This is a genomic window from Bradyrhizobium frederickii, assembly GCF_004570865.1.
Taxonomy (GTDB): domain Bacteria; phylum Pseudomonadota; class Alphaproteobacteria; order Rhizobiales; family Xanthobacteraceae; genus Bradyrhizobium; species Bradyrhizobium frederickii.
Genome location: NZ_SPQS01000009.1, coordinates 115,412 through 135,127 on the forward strand (window position 1 = coordinate 115,412; position 19,716 = coordinate 135,127).

The following is a 19,716-nucleotide window of genomic DNA, read 5'->3' on the forward strand; positions in this document are numbered from 1 at the left end:
TTTTGGGAATCCTTGTTTTCTGCGGGTTTTCGCGCGTTCGCGGCATAAGGAGAAGAGAATCCCTCTCTCTCCGCCATCGATTTCGGACAGCGCACAAGTCCCTAAAAGGCTGAGAATTTAAAGACTTTCCAGAAATGCAATGGGGCGAGCAGACCTGGCGGCAAGCTCTTTGACATACTGTGCGACTACCGCAAATCCCCTGCCGGCTTCGCCGGCGCGGGCCGCCTCTTGTTGCATTGAGCGCCAGTAGTTTCGCCTGTTCGGCAAGCCTCGATGGAGCTTGGCTTGACCGTCTGTTGTGCGCGCCGAACCGGGCGAGCGCTACGCAAGGACCCGGCTTTCGATTTCGCCGCGCTCGATCGTCAGCGTCACGTCGGCGAAGGTCTCGAGCAGCTTCGGGTTCGACTCCGTGATCAGCAGGGTAATGTCCTGATCCTGCGAACGAAGCCGACGCAGCGCCTCGGCGTACCTCTGCGCCAGCACAGGGGCGAGGCCCTGGAACGGCTCGTCCAGAATGACGAGGCGGGTGCCTAGCATCAGGGCGCGCCCGAGGGCGACCATCTTGCCTTGGCCGCCCGAGACGGAGCCCGCCGGGCGACTCGCCAGTTCCTTGAGCTCCGGCAGGACGGAGTAGGCTCGCTCCAGTCGCCGGCGCGCCTCGTCCGCGCTAAGTTTCGCGACGCGACCGGGCAAAAGAATGTTTTCTTCCACCGTAAAGGCCGAAAAGAGACGACGGTCCTCGGGGGCGTAGCCGATGCCTAAGAAGGGCCGGCGGTGCGGAGGAACATGTCCCAGGTCCTGACCGCCCAGGCGCATGGTGCCGCTCGCCTTCGTGAAGCCCATGATGGTCCGTACCGTCGTGGTCTTGCCGGCGCCGTTTCGCCCGATGAGCGCGGCGGTCGCACCCGGCGGCAGCGAGAAGCTGACGCTGCGCAGCACCGGCGCATCGGCGATCGCGACGTTGACGTTCTCGAAGTCCAGCATCGCCGTCATATGCCGATCACCTGTTCGCGGACCTTGGGATCGGCCAGAACCTCCGCCGGCGTGCCGACCTTTTGGATCTTCCCGACGTTCCACACCGCGACTCGGTGGGCATAGCGCTCCACCATGTCCATGTCGTGCTCGACGAAGACCGAAGTCACATTCTCCTTGGCGAGCGCGGACGTCAGGATGTCCATGATCTCCAGCTTCTCGGCGGAGGCGACGCCCGAGGTCGGCTCGTCCATCAGCAGCAGTCTGGGCTTCAACGCGAGCGCCAGAGCGATGTCGACCAGCTTGCGTTGTCCCTCGGGAAGCTCCCTCGCCTTGCGAGATGCGTACAACTTGACGCCGACGAGATCCAGAAGGCGCTCCATCTCAGGCAGCTCAGGCAGGGCGGAAAGAGCCGTGTAGCCGGAAGGGCTTCCCAGCCGCGAGGCCGCGGCGATCAGCATGTTCTCCATCACAGTGTGATCGAGAAAAAGCTGCGGAATCTGAAAGGCCCGCGCGATGCCAAGCTTGGTGATCGTGCGCGGGAGCTGCGCCGTGATTTCCTGGCCTAGGAAGGTGATGCTTCCGGCCTGCGGCCGCAGATAACCCGTCGAGATGTTGAGGAAGGTGGTCTTTCCGGCGCCGTTCGGTCCGATGATCGCGAGGTTCTCGCCTTGGAGCACGTCCAGATCGATACCGTCGGCAGCGACGACGCCGCCGAACCGGATCTTGATGCCCTTCGCGGAAAGGAGGACTTTGGCCATCAATGTCCTCCCTGCTTCGCCTGGCCGTAGCGCTGCCTGAGAGCTATCAGTCCGTTAGGCGCATAGAGAATGATGACGATCAAGACCACGCCGAGGATCAGCTGCCAGGTGTCGGCCAGGTGGGCCGCCGCATAGAAGCGCACGCACTCGAACATCGCCGCGCCGGCGAACGCTCCGAAGGCGTGGGCGCTGCCGCCGAGGATCGCGATAAAGACGAACTCGCCCGACTTCGTCCAGAACCCGAACTCGGGCGTGGCGATCTGCTGGATGATCGCCACCAGCGTGCCGCCGATGCCGCCGAGAAAAGCCGAGATCACGTAGCCTATCAGAAGCACGCGCCGTGCGGACGTCCCGAGGTACTCGAGCCGGGTCTCGTTCGATTTGATGGCACGTAGCATGTGTCCGAGCGGGCTGTCGAGATAGCGTTGCACGCCGTAGAACGCGACGACCGCGATCAAGAGGCTCACGTAAAGAATGACGTACTGGAAGGTTTCGGGCGTAAACGACAGCCCCAACAGGGCCGGACGAGGGACCCGGATGCCGTCGGCGCCATTGGTGTAATGAAACATCTTCTCCAGCAGCGACCACAGCACCATCGAAAACGCCAGATTCAGCATTCCGAAAAAGATTTCCCGGTAGCGCACGACGAAGAGCCCGACGATGAGGCCGAAGACCGCGGAGGTTATGCCGCCCAGCGCGATGAAGAGCACGATGTCGCCGCCACCGACGTATTTGCCCCAGAACGCCGCGGTATACGCCCCGGTAGCGAAGAACATTGCATGTCCGAACGACACCTGCCCCGCCTGCAGCAGAAGAATGATACCGAGAACGACGATGCCCTTCGCGAGGATCAACGCGAACAAGGTCGCCCAGCTCGATACCAAAAGGGGCCCGACGGCGCTGACCAGAAAGAAGATCAGCGCGATCGTGGTGACCGGCTTGATGCGACCGCTCATCATATTTTCCTTACCTGCACGGCGCCGAACAGGCCGAACGGACGCACCAGAAGCACCAGCACCATCAGCAGATAGGGAACGAGAACTTCGAATTCCGGCTGGAGATAGATCACGAAGGCACGGGTCAGGCCGATCATCAGCGCGGTGAGCGCGGTGCCCTCGATCTGGCCGAGACCCGCGGTCGCAGCGACGGCAAAGGAAAGCACGATCATATCGGCGCCCATACCGGGGACCAGCGAGGTGGTCGGCGAGGCCAGCGCTCCTCCCAACGCGGCCAGACTCGCACCGATGACGAAGGTGACGAAATATACGCGTTTTGCGTCAATCCCGATGGCCGTCGAAGCTTCGCGGTCCTCCGTGACCGCAAGGATCACCGCTCCCAACAGCGTCCTGCGCAGGAAGTAGCGGAGCCCGAACAGCGTCGCCAATGCGACGCCGGGCAGCAGAATGACCTGGTACGACGTGTAGCTGACGCCGAACACGGCAACGTTGGGAAGTAGTCTCAATGGCTCGGCGGCGAAGATGGGCTGCACGCCCCAGATCAGACGCTGCAGGTTGTCCATGATCATGAAGGCGGCGAAAGTGATCAGAAGCTGGAGGACATCCTCCTGTCCGGAGAGCGGTCGCAGCAGAAACCGTTCGATGAAACCGCCGCACACGACGCCGATCACGATGGAGGCGGCCAGCAGCGCGGGATAGGTGAGCCAAGGCGAGATCGGCGCGATTGCAAGGCTGAACGTCGCAGCCAGGTAGGCGCCGAACGCGTACAGCGAACCGTGCGCGACGTTGACCACGCGCAGCACGCCGAAGATCAGGCTGAGCCCGACCGAGACCAAGAACACCAATGCGGCGTAGCTGATCCCATCGAGGATAGCCAAGATAGCGAGTGTCGAGTTCATGATGGCCTTCGGAAAAGGTCCGTCCTCCGGGACGAGGCTCGGAGGACGGGGATCAAAAGTCGAGCGTGCCGTTACTGAGCTTTGAAGGTCGGCACGTCCATCTTGACGAAGTCCGGCTTGAGCGTCTTGAGCCACTCAACCGACCGTACGCCAGCCGGGTTGGTGATCATCTTCGGATCGAAGATCATAATGTTGTCGAGCAGCTTGAAGTCGTACCCCGGAACGGACTTGGTGACGCCGACCAGCTGCGCCTCGAGACCTTGGTTGTCCTCGGGCCGCAGCGTAATCGGACGGCCGAAGCCGGTGGCGAACTCGGTGCCCCCCGTCGCGTCCACGACCTGTTCGCGCGTGGGCCAGTTGCCGCCGTTGGACTTGATCGCCTTGTCGTAGGCCGTCTGCAGGGCCTTGAACGCCTGCGCCATGTGATAGACCGGGTAGATCGGCCATGCACCGGTCTTCGCCTTGAAGGCTTCATTGAACGCCTTGAAGGCCGCGTCGTTCTTCTTCTCGGGATGCAGGAACCAGTGGTCTCCGCGCGCGCCGACGATCAGGCCTTCAGGCAAGTCCTTGCCCAACCGCTGGATCGATGATTCGCCGATCCCGAGCACGAAGGTCGACTGCTGCAACAGGCCGCGCTGACCGGCCTGGCGGACCAGCGTGTCGAGATCTCCGCCCCAAGACGTGGTCAGAACCACATCCGGCCGCAGCGCCAACAGACGGGAAACCTCAGTGGAGTAGTCCGGGGCGCCGAACTTCGGGAAGAGCTCCGCGACGACTTGCACGTCCGGCTTCATCGCCTTGAGCGCGGTCGAAAAGATCTCCCAGCTCTCCCGACCCCATGCATAATCCTGATTGACCACCGCGATCGTCTTAAAGTCGGGCTTGGTCTTGAGCAGGTAAAGGAGCACGGCCAGCATTTCCGGCGTGCCGTTCGCCTGAGTCCGGAAATTGTAGCGGTACTTCTTGGTTTCGAGAATGGAGGCCGCACCGCAGTCCCACATGAAGTTCATGACTTTGAGGTCTTCGGCGACCGGCACCAACTGGGTGCAGCTGCCCGACGAGATCGAAGCAAACGTGGCATCAACCTTTTCGTCCTGCACCACGCGTCGGTAGTTCGAGACGAGCGCTTCGCCTCCCGCGCCTTCGTCGATGAAGGAGAGCTTGACCGGCACGCCGCCGATGCCGCCCTTCTTGTTGAGGTCCTCCGCGATCATCTCGGCCGCGGCCTTCGCCGGCACACCGAAGACTGACGCAGGGCCCGACAGGAACGTCGTGATGCCGATTTTGAGCTCCGACGGCTTGCTCTGCGCAAGCGAGGTGCCCGTAAAGGTCACAACTACAAGCCCAGCCGCAACCGCAGCCTTGAGAAATTGCATCGAAAGTCCTCCCTCTTCTATGTGTCGCGTCCGGCTTCAGCCGCCGTGCGCTTCTTCTTGCAACAACGCTACTATAATTGGCGCGTGTTGCCAGCCCTCTTCGCCGCCATTCGCGAGCCGACGAAACCCGGTTCGACGACGCCGCCCATTTTGTCGGCTGCGCATCGATTGGAACGGACAAGGACCCCGAAATGATCGATGCCTCCAATCCCAGGGTGAGATAAAAGCTCCGGCCAGAGCCCCTACGCGCCATTCGTGCCTGCTCTTCCTCTGCGACGTAGGCTTCCGAATAGCGTCGAAAGGCCATGGCCTGTCCTACGCGTACCAGCCAGCCGTTCACGCTTTCCTTGTCGATGGAGCGTGTCGCGAGGTCGCGGCCTTAGCGATCTTTTCCGGAGGTATCGCAGCGCCACTGGTCCTCAAGCTCGCGTTCCCTGCGCATCATCTCCGCCTGGACCTTCTGCGCTTCGGCAAGCTTCGCATTGTTGGAGGCGAGCATCTGCTGCAGGCCGCAAGCTGGCGGTCGCGCACGCCGAGGTCGTCCGCGAGCGCAAGACGCGCCTCGTGGCCTTGGTTTTCGGCGATGGCGGTGCGCTCGGTCCGCAACTTGGGCGCTGGTCCAAACGAGCACTTGGTTTTGCGCGTGCGAAGTGACGTTCCCTGTGGATTGACTTAGGGATGGGACGCTTCGTTGAAGGCGCGGACAGATCCCAGCTGACGCTCTTACCGGACTGCCTGGAGGATTGGGTATTGGACCATAGCGGGCATTGGAATTACGACACGTGACATTTGGAAATTGAGCGCCCCAGGAGAGCTATACGTCTACTGAAATTCCACATTTGGCCTGCTGCGGTTGAAGACTGGTTTCAGCAGGAATGCCCCTCCCATCCACTCACGCAACGAGCCTCGGCCAATCCTGACCACCGGCGCCGCAGTGCCGTCGGGTGAACCGATACACCGTCCAGAATTATTGACAGGTCTAGTGCGGCGTGTTGAACTTAAGTGCATCCTGCCGGCGCCTCTGCGGCTTTGCACAGAAGCAAAACATAACAAAATTCGCGACGAGGGAGGCAAAGAATGACCTGCAAATATTTGACGGCAATGGTCGCTCTTCTCGGGAGCGTATTGTCGAGTACGGCACTAAGCGCGCAAGACCTTAAGCTCTACGCGTTCAGTTCCGGCGCGTTGACTCTCGGCAAAGGATTTTTGGTGAACGGCGCACCCATGGAGCCGGCGATCCAGGTTCCGGTCGGTTTTTACGTGATCAAACATCCGAAAGGGAATGTTCTCTTCGATACAGGTAACAACGACAAGATTATCACCGACCCAGGCTACTGGGGTGCCGCGTTCACGGGGTTGAAGCCGGTCAACACGCCAGATGTCGCGATCGATACGCAGCTGAAGAAAATCGATCTTACGCCCGACGATATCACCTACGTCGTGGTGAGCCACCTCCACCTCGACCACGGCGGCAACGTGGCCAAGTTCCCGAAGTCGACGCTCGTCGTGCAAAAGAGCGAGCTTCAGAACTTCTTCTGGCCGGAGCCCGGCACCGGCTCCAATTACGTTCTCGGCGACGTTCTGCCGCTGCGCGGAAACATGACACCAAGCGCAAACGCGGTGAAGATGTTGCAGCTCGAAGGCGATCAGGACCTGTTTGGAGATGGCACGCTCGTCGTGAAGCGCTGGGTTGCCCACACGCCGGGCAGCCAGATGATGACGGTGCGGCTGAAGAACACCGGCCTCACCATCCTCACCGGGGACAACGTCTATTTCCGCGAGAACGTCGAGCAGAATATACCGCCGAGCACCCCGTTGGTCTATTCGACATCGGGATTCTACTCGGCCTTCGAGTGGATCAGACGGGAGATGGCGACGCAGAAGGCAAATTTCTTCACTGCCCACGACCCAGACGCGTTCAAGGCGATGAAGAAGGCGCCGGAATTCTACGATTGACCGGCTCGACGCCGACAGTGGACCGGCACCTGACCGATCGACCGCCCCGAGCCCCGGCGGGGCTTGGCATTGCGCCGGCTGAAAGCTCGCGGCACGGCATCGCCGTCGCCTCCGTCGAACGGCTGGGCAAACGTTATGGCCGCCGCCAGGCAGTGGACGGCGTCTCGTTCGAGGTGAAGGAGCGGGAAGTGGTGGGCCTGCTTGGTCCCAACGGCTCGGGTAAGACCACCATCCTGCGCGTCATCACCGGCTATCTGAGGCCGAGCGAAGGAACTGTCCGCATCGACGGCTTCGATGTGGTCCGCGACGGACACCAGGCGCGCGCGCGGATCGGCTACGTGCCGGAGAACGCCCCGCTCTACGGCCATATGCGAGTGGACGAATTTCTCCACTTCATGGGCCGGTTGCGGGGCTTGCGGGGAGGCGCGTTGCGCCGAGGCATCGAGTCCGCCCGCGCGCGGCTCGCGCTCGAGCCGGTCGGCGACGCCGTGATTGGCCGGCTGTCGCGCGGCTATCGGCAGCGCGTCTCAATCGCCCAGGCCGTGCTGAACGAACCCAAGTTGTTGGTGCTCGATGAGCCGACCAACGGCCTTGACCCGCGTCAGGTCATCGAGCTGCGCGGGCTGCTGCGGACCCTGGCCCGCGACAGCGCGGTCCTTATCACCTCGCACGTCCTTGCCGAGATGGAACGCGTCGCCGATCGGGTCGCGATCCTGCTCGACGGGCGGCTGCTCACCGTCCACCAGCTCGCCGGCGCGGGGCGCGGCACTTCGCTTCGCGTCCGCGCCCGAGCCGATCGCGCGGACGAGGTCGCGGTGGCTTTGTCCGGCCTGGCGGGGATCGGCGGCGTGACCCGGGAGGAGCCGGAGGGCGGCCTCGCCGGCTGGCGGGTGGAGGTGTCGGAGGCCGGCGCAGCTCCCCGTGTCGCCGCCGCCCTCTGCCTCGCCGGCATCGCCAGCGTCGAGACGGTCGAGACGGCTTCAGACCTGGAGGAGCTGTTCCTCCGGCTAACGGCGAGCCGAGCGCTCCAGTGACGGCGTTCCTCGCCCTGGTTGCCAAAGAGTTGCGCGCGCTGTTCGTCTCGCCGATCGCTTACGCCGTCATCGCCGTCTTCCTTGTGCTCAACGGCTACGGCTTCGCCGTCACGCTCATCGCCACCAAGCAGGCGACGCTGGTGAACGTCTTCTTCCAGGCGGCAGTGCAGCTCGTCCTGTTCGTGCCGCTCGTTACCATGCGGCAGTTCGCCGAGGAACGCCGGGGCGGCACCCTCGAGCTGCTGCTGACGTCGCCGGTGCGCGAGGGCGACATCGTGCTGGCCAAGTTCGCAGCCTCGATGGGAATGCTGCTCGCGATGGTCGCGCTCACTTTGGTGTATTCAGCGATACTGGCGCGGTTCAGCACTCCCGATTGGGGCCCGATCTACAGCGGCTACCTCGGCCTCACCCTGCTCGCCGGCGCCCTGGTCTCGATCGGTCTTGCCGTTTCCGCGCTCACCGCCAACCAGGTCGTGGCCGCGGTCGTTTCGCTCGGCGTGTTCGGGATGCTATGGGCGATTGACGCCTGGGCCGCGTTGCTGCCGTCGCCGATCGACAATTGGGTGCTCGGGCTATCGCTGCTGGCGCGCTTCCAGCCTTTTGCCCTCGGCGCCATGTACGCTTCGGATTTCGGCTTCTTCCTCGCGGTGACCCTGCTCGGGCTGTTCCTCGCCGTGCGCGGGCTGGCCCGGCGCTGACGCCATGGAGCACCCCGAGCTCGACTGGAACGCGTTGCTCTGGGCTGGTGGCTGGCTTACCGCCGTCCTGGTGCTGTTCGCGACCGGGCTGAGACTGCCGCTGCAGACCGGGCTCGCGGGCTGGCGGGGGCGGGCCTATTCGGCCGGAGTGATCCTGATCGCGCTTGGCGCCGCGGTGCTGGCCAATGTCGCGCTGCATCTGCATGACGTGCATTTCGACCTGACTCGCGAGAAGGTCTATACGCCCTCGGGGGCGGCCATGCGGGCGATTGACGAGGTCTCCCGCGAGGTAACCGTCACCTACTTTTATCGGTCGCAGGATGCCGCGGGGCGGCGCGCGCGCGACCTCCTTGCGATCATGGCCCGGCGCAACCCGCTGCTCAAAGTCGTCGCGGTCGATCCGGACCGGGACCCCAGACTCGCGCGCGAGAAGGCAATCCAGATCTACAATGCCGCGGTCGTGGAGGCGGAGGGACGTCGGGTGCTGGTGCAAGGCACGGACGAGACGGAAATCGCGATAGGCATCCAGCGCGTATTGCGCGGTCGCGCGATTACGGCCTGCTTCCTCGAGGGCCACGGCGAGCTGCCGATGGACAACTTCGAGTACCACACGCACCTGGAAAGCGGCGCTGGCCACAACCACGACGACGCCAGCTCGCAGGTGGTGGAGATGCCGGGCCACGGCGCGGGGCGGCTGCGCCGCGCGCTCGAAGCGCAGGGTTATGAGGCGCGCAAGCTCATCCTCGCTACCGAGGGTGAGGTGCCGACCGGGTGCACCCTCCTCGTTGCGGTCAATCCGCGTACCACGTTCCTGCCGGCTGAAAGCGCGGCCTTGCGCGCCTATCTGCGACGCGGCGGGTCGGCCCTTCTCCTGCTAGACTTGGGTTTCGTGCTCGAACCCGGGCTCGCCCGGCTCGTGGCCGAGCTCGGCGTTCGCCCGGAGCAGGAGGTCGTCGTCGATCCCTTGAGCCACTACTCGACCAACCCCGAGATCGTGGCGGTCACGGGCTACGACCCTCACCCGGTTACGCGCTCGATCTCGCTCACTTTCTACCCCGGCATCCGCCCCATCACGATGCTGTCGACGGCGGGCGACCTCCGCGTCACCCCGCTGTTGCTCAGCAGCCGGGACAGCTACACGCGCCCGGTCAAACCGGTGGGGTCACACGCGGTCGAGCCTGACGCGGCGGGTGACAAGGACGCGGCAGCGCCCCCGGTCCCGGGCCCGCGCGTATTGGGCGTCGCCGTGGAAGGGCGCCTCGACGGCAACTCCGAACCCATGCGCGCCATCGTCGTCGGCGACAGCGACTTCGCCAGCAACTCGTTCTTTCCTTATATGGCAAATAGTGACCTTTTGCTCTCGGCGGCCCGCTGGCTGGCACGTGAAGAGCGCACGGCGGCCGTCGCCGCGCGCGTTCCCGTACCCCCCCTCATCGCGTTGACCGGGCGGCAGTCGAATGCGGTGTTCTTCCTGGTCGTCTTCGCAATGCCACTCCTGGTGGTCGCGCTCGGCTGCGTCGTTTGGTGGCGGCGCCGATGAGGCGGCACGTGCTGCACCCCGTCCTCGCGGCGCTCGCGCTCCTCTACCTCGCGGCGATGGTGGTGAGCGGCGCCATGCCGGTGCAGCGCCAGCTCGTGCGGTTCGAGGCCAAGGGCGTGCTCAAGCGCGCGCCGGAAGAGATCACGCGGGTGGAGTTGAGTCGCGGCACGCGGCGAGTTACCCTGCTCCGCGCGAGCGAGACGGCGTGGGCGACGCCTGACGGCGTCGACATCGGCACCGCCGGGCTCCGGGTCAGCAGGGCCGTCCAAATCATGCACAATTCCGGGCCTGTCCGCGAGATCGAGGCGGCGGAGCTGGCGGGGAGCGACCCGGCGCCGTTCGGTCTCGACCCGCCGCAGCTCTCCGTGAAGCTCTACGGAGGGGACGGCGAGCCGGTTCTCAGCGCCCGCTTCGGCGAGTTCAACCCCGAGGGGTACCTCCAGTACATGCGCATCGATGGCAATCCGCGGCTCTACCTCATGTCCCGCTTCGTCGGCGGCGAATGGGCCGAGGTCATGACTGAAGCGGCCGCGCGATGACGCCTCCTGCCTCTCTCCGCCGCGCGGCGCCGTGGGCTGCTCTCGCGCTGCTGCTACTGTTCGGACCAGCGCAAGGGCACATCGCCGGCTCGATGGGCTATGCCACCGTGAGCCTGCACGACGGAACTGTCCGATACAGCCTCACCCTCGGCCCCGATGCGCTCGCGGCGGCCGGCGGCGAGGCCGCCGGGTTGCGGCTGGCGCCCCGTGGAGACTACGCCACGCTGGCCGATTTGGTCGCGCGCAAAGTCGGCATTTCCGCGAATGGGATGCGATGCGAGCCGGTGCCCGGAACGGTCACGCCGCCCACGCCCGACCGCGCCAATGCCATAGTGATCATCGATTACGCCTGCTCTGGTACGCCGCGCGAACTTGTGCTGCGCGACGACCTGTCCGATGTCCTCGGCAACGACTACCACACGCTTGTCCGCGTCGAAGCCCTCGGGAGCGTGCAGCAATACACCCTCGAACGCGACCGGCGCGAGGCTCGCCTCGCCGTCGCGGCACCAAGCGGGGGCCCGGCCCCCGAGGTTACCGCCGGGAGCGGCGTCTTCGCCTTCTTTCGGCTCGGCATCGAGCACATCCTGACGGGAGTTGATCACCTCCTGTTCGTGCTGGCCCTCGTCCTGGGGGGCGGAGGAATCGGATCCTTGTTCGGCGTCATCACCGCCTTCACGGTGGCGCACAGCATCGCCTTGGCCGTGGCGGTACTGGGCGCGGCGTCGCCGCCTAGTTGGATCGTCGAGCCGGTGATCGCGCTGTCGATCGTCTACGTCGCGGTCGAAAACATTTTCCTCAAACGCACGGCGTCGTGGCGCTGGGCCGTGGGCTTCGCGTTTGGCCTCGTGCATGGCTTCGGCTTTGCCGGCGCGTTGCTCGATCTCGATCTGCCCCCGGCCGCCCTGGCAGGCGGGCTCGTGTCGTTCAACCTCGGCGTTGAAGCCGGCCAGGCAGCGGTGATCGCCGCTTTCCTGCCGGTTCTCATCTGGTTTCGGCGAGCCGCGTGGGAGCGGCGGGCGGTGACGGCGCTCTCCGCGCTCGTGCTGGTCGCTGGGCTCGCCTTCCTCGTCGATCGCGTTCTGGCCGCCGCGAACTGGTGAGATCCCGCCAAGTCGGGCGACCGCCTCGTTATGTTGATCTCCTCAACTGGTTCGGTTGGTCATCTTCAAGTCGGAGGGCTTTCGATCCAGCATCTACTTCTGGGCCTGTTGCAGCTCCGCCCAGACGCCTTTGCTGCAAGCACACACGATGTCGCTGCCTGGCTAAGCCGCGCACCGTTGGACCTAATCGACCTGTTGCGAACACTCCAGGCAGGTGTCGCCGATGCCGTCCAGCACTTCCCCGACCGCGCCAACCGCATCGTGCGCAGACATGCCCTGAGGCGGGTCCCGCCGCGCGGTGTCGAAGGCGCGATCGCGGGCGTGCGGGTCGGCGCGATCCAGCATCCAGCCGTGCGCGTCGCATTCGCGGATAGCGCCGGCTTCCTGCAGCACGGAGATCGCCCAGCCGCGCCGCGTCCGGATCGCCGGTCTTCTCTGTTTCGTCATCAGCATCGAGATGGCTCCAGCCGGGACGAATCCTTGTGCCGCCCGCGTCGTTCCCGGCGGTTAGCACAGGGCAGGGATTCGAAATCGCTGGAGCCGCCGCTTGTCCCCGTGTTCCGCCGCCCTATGCACAGCCGCGAACTCCAATTTGGCAGCAGCTTGCCGCCAAGTTGCCTCGCTCAGGCGGCCAGCGGCGGGTCTTCCTTCTCGCCCGTGGCGACGATCTGCAGCGAACCATCCGGTAGCGGCCGCTGCAACGACTTCGCCTCGTCCCAAGAGGCGCGGAGCCAGATCTCGTATTCCCCCGCCGTCGCCAAGATCACCGGCATCGCCTTAGGGTGCACGCGCTTCACCTCCGCGTTCGGCTCGCAGGTGAGGAAGGCGAAGACGTCGGTGGTGATCTCGCCTTCCTTCACCTTGCGCACACTGGTCCAATTGGTCCACAAGCCCGAGGGAATGGGAATGGGCTTGGCAATCTGCCACTCGATCATTCGTCGGCGTATGGCAGATCGATCGGAAGGACCATTATCGCGCCGGCGGCCCTGGTTGCGCTCAGCAGATCCCTTCTGGCTGTCTCCAGACCTTCATTGAGACCTTTGCCAGGATCAATCACGCACTCGATCGATAGACTTCGCGCCAACGCGATAGCATCCGCATCATTGGTCACCACGCAAATTTGCTGCCTCGAAAAGGCTCTCATCGCGAGATCGAGTGTGCGAACGAACAGGCTCCTGCACAGTTCTTGTCTCGACACCGATTCGAGACACGCCGCCAGGCGCGACTTGCCCAAGTCGAATGCTTAACAGGGAATAACGTACGATCTTTCCTTCATCAGGCGTTTGGCGAAGTTCAGACAATCGTGAGCGAGCGCCACTCGATCATCGAGAGCGCGCGCATAGCCGGCCTCCAAACTCGATATCCCAACTGGTCTGCTGACTCGGATTATCCTTGTACTGCTCTAGCCAACGGTCGTGGGCGACAATGGCGAGTTGATGCGCGTCACGCTCCGTCAGCGGTTTCGGGCCAGCCCGAAGATTGGCCCAGCGAGCTTCGAGCTCCGCGAGCGCCTTCGCGTGCCGCACCTTGGCCTCTGCTGGATCGCGGGTCTGGAGACTTACCTTCTCCTCGCGTTTGCCCACGAGCTTGCGCAGATCGTCCGGGACCGCTTTCCGGAGTTGGTAGATTCCTGTTTTCGGATGCTTCCAAGGACGCGACATGGCTAACGGCATTGTACCACCCTTCTGTACCATCGAGGAGCGGGTAAGCCGTTGAATTTGCTTGAATAGCTTTGGATATCAGGCTCTTAGACGAGCGATGGTGCCCAGGGGCGGAATCGAACCACCGACACTGCGATTTTCAGTCGCATGCTCTACCAACTGAGCTACCTGGGCGTGCTCCAAGAGAGGGGCCAAAGCCCATCGAGCGGGCGGGTTATAGTGGGCCGGAAGCGGCCTGTCCACCCGGCTTCGCCAAGAGGCTTCGCCGGGCGCGGCCCGGCTGTGCACAAGGTGGGGCGGCTGGCGCGCGGCGGGGCGGACGATCAAATAACCAATTGATATTCCTTCTTATTCCACGTCATCGACGTCGTCGTCGCGGCCGGGGATGACGTAGGTGCCCTTGAGCCAGCGGTTCAGGTCGACGTCGCGGCAGCGCGAGGAGCAGAACGGGCGGGTGGCCTCCGATTGCGGCTTGCCGCAGATCGGGCAGGTCTTGAGTGGGCTGGCGGGCTTTTTGACCTGGTCGTCCATGGTGTCGGCAGCTTGCGCGGGGTGAAAGGGTTCAAGAGCCTGTCGGCAAACGGGTTCCTGGGGCGACGGCGCATGCGGCCCGTCGGGTCATTCTACTGTGCATGGGGTTGTTTTCGCGATTCTGTCGGGCCGCGGCTTGCCGGCTCACACGGCGGTGGAATTGAGCCAGCCGAAGCGGATCGGAAAGCCCTCGCCGCCGAGCAGCGTGGTGGTCTCGTAGAGCGGCAGGCCGACGACGTTGGTGTAGGACCCGACCATCTTCACCACGAAGGAGCCGGCGATGCCCTGCACGGCGTAGCCGCCGGCTTTGCCGCGCCATTCGCCGGAGCCGATATAGGCCTGGATGTCGTCCTCCGAGAGGCGCTTGAAGCGGACGCGGGTCTCGACCAGGCGCTGGCGGAAGGCTTCGCGCGGCGTGACCAGGCAGATCGCGGTGTAGACGCGGTGGTTGCGGCCCGACAGCAGACGCAGGCACTGCGCCGCCTCGTCGACCAGATTCGCCTTGGGCAGGATGCGGCGGCCGACCGCGACCACCGTGTCGGCGGCGAGGATGAAGGCGCCGCGCAGCTCGTCGTCGAGCTGCACCGATTTCAGCGCCGCATCGGCCTTGGCCCGCGCCAGCCGATTGGCGCAGGCGCGCGGCAGCTCGCCCCGCCGCGGCGTCTCGTCGACGTCGGCCGGCCGGAGCGCATCCGGCTCGATGCCGGCCTGGTTGAGCAGCGACAGGCGCCGCGGCGAACCGGAGGCAAGTACGAATTTGGGGCGGCCAAGCATCAGGTGATTTGGGGGATGAAGCGGGGTGAATTGCGCGCGGAACCTATCGGAAGGGGGCCGATTTCACAACCCGGGAACCCGGGGTTTGGTGATTCGAGATTGCCGAGATGGCTGTGCCCGCGGTCTGTGACGCGGGTGTTACGGCTGCCTCACCCCGCAAGCGGGGCGAGGGGGAGGAGGCGCCGCGTCCGGCACGAGGTCAGTCTGACGCCGCGCCGACCTTGGCGAAGCGGCGGCGCATGCGCATCAACAGCTGGTCGCAGACGTCGCGATAGGCTGCGAGCTTCTGGTCGCGGCTGCCCTCGATGGTGGTGGGATCCTGTGTCGGCCAGTATTCGACGTCGGCCGCGAGCGTCCGCGTCAGCTCCAGCGCCTTGTGGTGTGCCTCGGGCGAGAGCGTGATGATGAGGTCGAAATTCAGCCCCTCCCAGTCCTCCAGCTCCTCGAAGGTCTGCGGCTTGTGGGCGGAGATGTCCTGGCCGAGTTCGGCCATCACGGCGACGGCGAACGGATCGAGTTCGCCTTTTCTGGTGCCTGCGGACTTCACATAGAGCCCCTGCGGAAACATGTGCTGCAGCAGGCTTTCGGCCATCGGCGAGCGCACGCTGTTCATCGCGCAGGCGAACAGCACCGATTGCGGATCGCGTGCGCGTGGCGGCGCCGCCATCGCGCCTAGCCTCTATCGATGGAGGGCATGGCCTTGTCGGAAAACCGCTGCACACTTTTCCGGGCCATGCCCTAACCCTTCCAGTGCAGGACAGTAATGAGCGTGAACAGCCGGCGCGAGGTCTCGAAATCGACCCGCACCTTGCCCTTCAGCCGCTCCTGCAGCGTGCGCGATCCCTCGTCATGGATGCCGCGACGACCCATGTCGATGGCCTCGATCTTGTCCGGCGTCGCGGTGCGGATCGCCTGGTAGTAGCTGTCGCAGATCATGAAATAGTCCTTCACGATCCGCCGGAACGGCGTCAGCGACAACAGATGCGCGACGACGGGCGTGCCGTCCTCGCGGCGGATGTCGAACATCAGACGGTTGCCGGTGATGCCGATGTGCAGCGTGAACGGGCCCTTCCCGTCCGCGCCCTCGGGCGCGAACAGGTTCTGCTCGATCAGGTCGTAGATTGCGATCGCCCGCTCGTGCTCGATGTCGGGCCCGGAACGGCCGATCGACTCCTCGTCGAGCGTGACGCCGACGATGCGATTGTTGGAGTCGTCCTGTTCGGGCGGCTTTGTCATGACAGATTGAGGCGCAATCCAATCGAGCGCGAATGAGCGTCCAGCCCCTCCGCCTTGCCGAGCGTCATCGCGGCAGGCCCCAGCGCGCGGAGCTGATCCGGGCCGCATTTCAGGATCGAGGTGCGCTTCATGAAGTCGTGCACCGACAGGCCTGAGGAGAATCGCGCGGAGCGCGCGGTCGGCAGCACGTGGTTGGAGCCGCCGACGTAATCGCCGATCGCCTCGGGCGTATGCGGCCCGAGGAACACGGCGCCGGCGTTGCGGATCTCTGAGGCGAGCGCATCGGGATCGACAGTCATGATCTCGAGATGCTCGGCGGCGATCGCATTGGCGAGCGGAATGCTGTCGGCAAGGTTCTTCACCATGATGACGGCGCCGAAATCAGCCCAGGACGCGCCGGCGATCGCGGCGCGCGGCAGCGTCTTCAATTGCGCCTCGACCGCCTTTTCGACGTCGGCGGCAAGCCGCGCCGAGTCGGTGATCAGGATCGATTGCGCGCTGGCATCATGCTCGGCCTGCGCCAGCAGGTCGGCGGCGATCCAGTCGGCATTGCCGGTGTCGTCGGCGATCACGAGCACTTCGGACGGACCGGCGATCATGTCGATGCCGACCTTGCCGAACACCAGCCGCTTGGCGGCGGCGACATAGGCGTTGCCGGGGCCGACGATCTTCGCGACCGGCGCGATGGTCGCGGTGCCGTGCGCCAGCGCGGCCACGGCCTGCGCCCCGCCGACGCGGTAAATCTCCGTGACGCCGCCGAGATGCGCGGCCGCCAGCACCAGCGGATTGAGCTTGCCGTCGGGCGAGGGCACCACCATCACGAGGCGCGAGACGCCGGCGACCTTGGCAGGCACCGCGTTCATCAGCACCGAGGACGGATAGGCCGCGGTGCCGCCGGGCACGTAGAGGCCGGCCGATTCGATCGCGGTGTAGCGCCAGCCGAGCTCGACGCCGAGCGCGTCGGTGAAGCGCTCGTCCTGCGGCAATTGCCGCCGGTGGTAGGTCTCGATGCGGTCGCGCGCGAGCTTGAGCGCATCCAGCGTCGCGACATCGCAAGCCTTGGTGGCGGCCTCGATCTCCGCGGCGGTGACGCGCAGGCCGGATGCATCCAGCTTCAGGCGGTCGAACTTTGCGGTGGCCTCGAGCAGGGCGGCGTCGCCGCGCCTGGCCACGTCATCGACGATGGCGCGCGCGGCGGCCTCGACGTCGGCCGAGGCCTCGCGTTTGGCGGCGAGGAAGGCCGCGAATCGCTGGTCAAAATCGGCGCTGCTGCGGTCGAGGCGAACGGGCATGTCTGGCTTGGCTTCTGGCTGGTCTTGGGGCGGATTGGCGCACCAGGTCCCATGCTCAATGGCGCGGCGGGGAAGCGACGTCAACCCTCGCAGGGTGCCGTTCTGGCTCAGGGGCTGGGGCAGTGCGGCTGGTATACCGGCTGCTTCACGTCTCACCCTCCATCTCCACCCCCGTTCCCAGCGCGTCCGCCCCGAGGTCGGTCAGCTCGCATTCCAGGCACTCGACATCGAGCCGGATGGCGCCGCCTTGGGCGAACAACAGCAGGGCACTGCCGGCGGGCTCCTCGTCGCGCCCGCCCCTCGGGTGAAATTCGATGCCGACGAGGTCCAGCACCTTGTCGGGAGCCGCCAGATCGATGTTGCGCGACTTGCAGGCGAGCACGCGGTCGAAGCGGAGCGCGGCGACCAGCCGGCGCGGCTCGGCCTCGCCCTCCAGCGTCTGCTCCCAATCCAGCCGGCTCATTCCGACCACAAGCCGTTTCTCGCTTTGTCGCCAGATGATGTCGGAGGCCTGGACACGGGCGTCCTGGACATGGGTTGAGATCACGGCGAGATCGTCGGCGTCGAGTGCGATCAGTTTGAGCTGGGGCGACATCGCCGACGCTTCTCCTTCGGAGTGGGCAGGCCTCAACGCGCGCGGGCCGTGAAATTTCCGCACAAACTAACGGGCCGGCCGGCTAGAGGCTATTGATATCCTCCATCTCCAGCACCTTGCGCGGATACCCCTCCCGGGCGACACGAATCATGGCGCGGCCGATCTGCTCGGTCGAGGTGACGAGCCGCGGCGAGAGCCGGCGCAGCACCGACCAGAGCGGCCAGGTTACAGTATAGACCGCCTGCACCCAGGCGGTCTTGGAACGGGCGCCATGCAGGGGCTGGATCGCACCGGGCCGGAACATGTACGCGGCCCTGAACGGCAGCTTGAGCAGATCATTCTCGGTCTTGCCCTTGATCCGCGCCCACATCCGCGATCCCTGCTCGGTGGAATCGGTGCCGGCGCCGGTGACATAGGTGAAGACCATCTGCGGGTTGAGGCGCGCCAGCGTCGTCGCTGCCGCAAGCGTGAGATCATAGGTGAGGTGGCGGTAGCGCTGCTCGCTCATGCCGATCGAGGAGACGCCGAGGCAGAAAAAGCAGGCATCGAAGCCGGTCAGCCGCGTTTCGATCGCCGAATAGTCCAGAAAATCGTCGTGGATGATCTCGACGAGCTTGGCGTTGCGCACGCCGGTCGGGCTGCGGCCGACCACGAGCACATTGTCGATTCCGGGGTCGACCAGGCATTCGCGCAAGACGCCCTGTCCGACCATGCCGGTCGCGCCGAAGATGATGACTTGCATCGGGATGTCCCCCAATGGCGTCGCTGCTCATGCGACGACCGCCCTGTCGAACGATACACCGGTCGGGGTTTCCGTGCGATCAGGGCGATCTCGAGGTGAGCCGCCTCACTCCTTGAAAAACGCCAGCAAATCCGCGTTGATGGTCTCGGCGTGCGTCGTCGGCATGCCGTGCGGGAAACCCTTGTAGGTCTTCAGGATGCCCTTCTTCAGCAGCTTGGCCGAGAGCGGCGCGGAATCGGCGTAAGGCACAATCTGGTCGTCGTCGCCGTGCATCACCAGCACGGGCACGTTGATCTTCTTCAGGTCTTCGGTGAAGTCGGTCTGCGAGAACGCGACGATGCCGTCGTAATGCGCTTTCGCGCCGCCCATCATGCCCTGGCGCCACCAGTTCTGGATCACCGCTTCCGACGGCTTTGCGCCGTCGCGGTTGTAGCCGTAGAACGGGCCGGCCGCGATGTCGCGGTAAAACGCCGAGCGCCCGGCGGCGAGCTGCTTCTGGAGATCGTCGAACACGCTCTTCGGCAGGCCGCCGGGATTGGCGGGGGTCTGCACCATCAGCGGCGGCACCGCCGACAGGATCGCCGCCTTCGCCACCCGGCTCTCGCCGTGGCGCGCGATGTAGTGCACGACCTCGCCGCCGCCGGTGGAATGGCCGACATGGATGGCGTTCTTGAGGTCGAGATGCGCGGTGACGGCCGCGAGGTCGTCGGCATAATGATCCATGTCGTGACCGTCGGCGACCTGCGCCGAGCGGCCGTGGCCGCGGCGGTCATGGGCGACGACGCGGTAGCCGCGCGTGACGAAGTACAACATCTGCGCGTCCCAGTCGTCCGACGACAACGGCCAGCCGTGGCTGAACACGATCGGCTGGCCACTGCCCCAATCCTTGTAGAAGATCTCGACGCCGTCCTTGGTGGTGATGGTAGGCATTGTGGGCTCCTTAAGTGTCAGTCCGGCGCGCGCGTCCGCGCGAACCCGGAATCTAGAGATTGTTGAACGAGATTCTCAGGTGCGCGATTGCGCACCTGAGTTCGATGCTTCGCATCGCCCCGGA

The 19,716-nt window shown here is 64.9% G+C and carries 21 protein-coding genes, 1 tRNA gene and 2 pseudogenes; 6 read left to right on the forward strand and 18 right to left on the reverse strand.

The window, feature by feature from the left end:
* Nucleotides 1-120: 120 nt before the first annotated feature.
* The 6 genes and pseudogenes from E4K64_RS17240 to E4K64_RS17265 form a co-directional block, all read right to left on the reverse strand.
* Nucleotides 121-268: pseudogene (locus E4K64_RS17240) on the reverse strand (methyl-accepting chemotaxis protein); the annotation flags it as partial.
* 53 nt (nucleotides 269-321) lie between these two features.
* A complete protein-coding gene (locus E4K64_RS17245) occupies nucleotides 322-993 on the reverse strand; it encodes an ABC transporter ATP-binding protein (protein ID WP_135164578.1) in 672 nt (223 codons plus the stop codon).
* A complete protein-coding gene (locus tag E4K64_RS17250; RefSeq protein WP_135164579.1) occupies nucleotides 990-1,733 on the reverse strand; it encodes an ABC transporter ATP-binding protein in 744 nt (247 codons plus the stop codon). The genes E4K64_RS17245 and E4K64_RS17250 overlap by 4 nt, the downstream gene beginning before the upstream one ends.
* Nucleotides 1,733-2,689, reverse strand: a complete 957-nt coding sequence (locus E4K64_RS17255) for a branched-chain amino acid ABC transporter permease (RefSeq protein ID WP_235884696.1) — start codon at nucleotides 2,687-2,689, stop codon at nucleotides 1,733-1,735. Before E4K64_RS17255 ends, E4K64_RS17250 begins: the two co-directional genes overlap by 1 nt.
* Nucleotides 2,689-3,588: a branched-chain amino acid ABC transporter permease gene (locus E4K64_RS17260; protein WP_135164581.1), complete on the reverse strand. Its 900-nt coding sequence runs from the start codon at nucleotides 3,586-3,588 to the stop codon at nucleotides 2,689-2,691. Before E4K64_RS17260 ends, E4K64_RS17255 begins: the two co-directional genes overlap by 1 nt.
* Before the next feature lie 71 nt (nucleotides 3,589-3,659).
* The gene (locus E4K64_RS17265) at nucleotides 3,660-4,964 is read right to left on the reverse strand and encodes an ABC transporter substrate-binding protein (protein WP_135164582.1); all 1,305 of its coding nucleotides are present in this window, start codon (nucleotides 4,962-4,964) and stop codon (nucleotides 3,660-3,662) included.
* A gap of 1,077 nt (nucleotides 4,965-6,041) precedes the next feature.
* Here E4K64_RS17265 and E4K64_RS17270 point away from each other — a divergent pair.
* Genes E4K64_RS17270 through E4K64_RS17295 form a run of 6 tightly spaced genes read left to right on the forward strand, consistent with a single transcriptional unit; the run spans nucleotide 6,042 to nucleotide 11,831 of the window.
* Nucleotides 6,042-6,920, forward strand: coding sequence for an N-acyl homoserine lactonase family protein (locus E4K64_RS17270; protein WP_135164583.1), 879 nt, complete (start codon nucleotides 6,042-6,044; stop codon nucleotides 6,918-6,920).
* Nucleotides 6,917-7,954 carry an ABC transporter ATP-binding protein gene (locus E4K64_RS17275; protein WP_167772076.1) on the forward strand — a complete coding sequence of 346 codons (1,038 nt, stop codon included), beginning with the start codon at nucleotides 6,917-6,919 and terminating at the stop codon, nucleotides 7,952-7,954. Before E4K64_RS17270 ends, E4K64_RS17275 begins: the two co-directional genes overlap by 4 nt.
* Nucleotides 7,951-8,652: an ABC transporter permease gene (locus E4K64_RS17280; protein ID WP_167772077.1), complete on the forward strand. Its 702-nt coding sequence runs from the start codon at nucleotides 7,951-7,953 to the stop codon at nucleotides 8,650-8,652. Before E4K64_RS17275 ends, E4K64_RS17280 begins: the two co-directional genes overlap by 4 nt.
* Before the next feature lie 4 nt (nucleotides 8,653-8,656).
* Nucleotides 8,657-10,192 (forward strand): GldG family protein, encoded by a 1,536-nt coding sequence (locus E4K64_RS17285; RefSeq protein ID WP_135164586.1) that lies wholly within the window; start codon nucleotides 8,657-8,659, stop codon nucleotides 10,190-10,192.
* An 8-nt stretch (nucleotides 10,193-10,200) separates the two neighbouring features.
* Nucleotides 10,201-10,731, forward strand: coding sequence for a hypothetical protein (locus E4K64_RS17290; protein ID WP_135164587.1), 531 nt, complete (start codon nucleotides 10,201-10,203; stop codon nucleotides 10,729-10,731).
* Nucleotides 10,728-11,831 (forward strand): HupE/UreJ family protein, encoded by a 1,104-nt coding sequence (locus E4K64_RS17295; RefSeq protein ID WP_135164588.1) that lies wholly within the window; start codon nucleotides 10,728-10,730, stop codon nucleotides 11,829-11,831. Before E4K64_RS17290 ends, E4K64_RS17295 begins: the two co-directional genes overlap by 4 nt.
* 183 nt (nucleotides 11,832-12,014) lie before the next feature.
* Here the strand turns inward: E4K64_RS17295 and E4K64_RS17300 are convergent, their stop codons facing one another.
* The 12 genes and pseudogenes from E4K64_RS17300 to E4K64_RS17360 all read right to left on the reverse strand — a co-directional run bounded on the left by E4K64_RS17300 (nucleotide 12,015) and on the right by E4K64_RS17360 (nucleotide 19,592).
* The gene (locus E4K64_RS17300; protein WP_135164589.1) at nucleotides 12,015-12,284 is read right to left on the reverse strand and encodes a hypothetical protein; all 270 of its coding nucleotides are present in this window, start codon (nucleotides 12,282-12,284) and stop codon (nucleotides 12,015-12,017) included.
* A 170-nt stretch (nucleotides 12,285-12,454) separates the two neighbouring features.
* Nucleotides 12,455-12,727 (reverse strand): annotated as a pseudogene (locus E4K64_RS17305) (SOS response-associated peptidase family protein); the annotation flags it as partial.
* 426 nt (nucleotides 12,728-13,153) lie between these two features.
* Nucleotides 13,154-13,504 (reverse strand): DUF6538 domain-containing protein, encoded by a 351-nt coding sequence (locus E4K64_RS17315; protein ID WP_135164592.1) that lies wholly within the window; start codon nucleotides 13,502-13,504, stop codon nucleotides 13,154-13,156.
* Nucleotides 13,505-13,590: 86 nt separating this feature from the next.
* Nucleotides 13,591-13,666 (reverse strand) — tRNA-Phe (locus E4K64_RS17320).
* Nucleotides 13,667-13,840: 174 nt separating this feature from the next.
* The gene (gene yacG, locus E4K64_RS17325; RefSeq protein ID WP_126260330.1) at nucleotides 13,841-14,023 is read right to left on the reverse strand and encodes a DNA gyrase inhibitor YacG; all 183 of its coding nucleotides are present in this window, start codon (nucleotides 14,021-14,023) and stop codon (nucleotides 13,841-13,843) included.
* A 144-nt stretch (nucleotides 14,024-14,167) separates the two neighbouring features.
* Nucleotides 14,168-14,797, reverse strand: a complete 630-nt coding sequence (locus E4K64_RS17330; RefSeq protein ID WP_126260329.1) for a Maf-like protein — start codon at nucleotides 14,795-14,797, stop codon at nucleotides 14,168-14,170.
* A gap of 199 nt (nucleotides 14,798-14,996) precedes the next feature.
* On the reverse strand, nucleotides 14,997-15,464 hold the full coding sequence (locus E4K64_RS17335) for an arsenate-mycothiol transferase ArsC (protein ID WP_135164593.1): 468 nt from the start codon (nucleotides 15,462-15,464) through the stop codon (nucleotides 14,997-14,999).
* 71 nt (nucleotides 15,465-15,535) lie between these two features.
* Complete coding sequence (locus E4K64_RS17340; RefSeq protein ID WP_135164594.1) at nucleotides 15,536-16,033, reverse strand: UPF0262 family protein; 498 nt, start codon at nucleotides 16,031-16,033, stop codon at nucleotides 15,536-15,538.
* Nucleotides 16,030-17,325, reverse strand: coding sequence for a histidinol dehydrogenase (hisD, locus tag E4K64_RS17345; RefSeq protein ID WP_135164595.1), 1,296 nt, complete (start codon nucleotides 17,323-17,325; stop codon nucleotides 16,030-16,032). Before hisD ends, E4K64_RS17340 begins: the two co-directional genes overlap by 4 nt.
* Before the next feature lie 145 nt (nucleotides 17,326-17,470).
* A complete protein-coding gene (locus E4K64_RS17350) occupies nucleotides 17,471-17,920 on the reverse strand; it encodes a DUF2948 family protein (RefSeq protein WP_135164596.1) in 450 nt (149 codons plus the stop codon).
* Between the two features lie 82 nt (nucleotides 17,921-18,002).
* Nucleotides 18,003-18,662, reverse strand: coding sequence for an NAD-dependent epimerase/dehydratase family protein (locus E4K64_RS17355; RefSeq protein ID WP_135164597.1), 660 nt, complete (start codon nucleotides 18,660-18,662; stop codon nucleotides 18,003-18,005).
* A 105-nt stretch (nucleotides 18,663-18,767) separates the two neighbouring features.
* On the reverse strand, nucleotides 18,768-19,592 hold the full coding sequence (locus E4K64_RS17360) for an alpha/beta fold hydrolase (RefSeq protein WP_135164598.1): 825 nt from the start codon (nucleotides 19,590-19,592) through the stop codon (nucleotides 18,768-18,770).
* Nucleotides 19,593-19,716 lie beyond the last annotated feature (124 nt).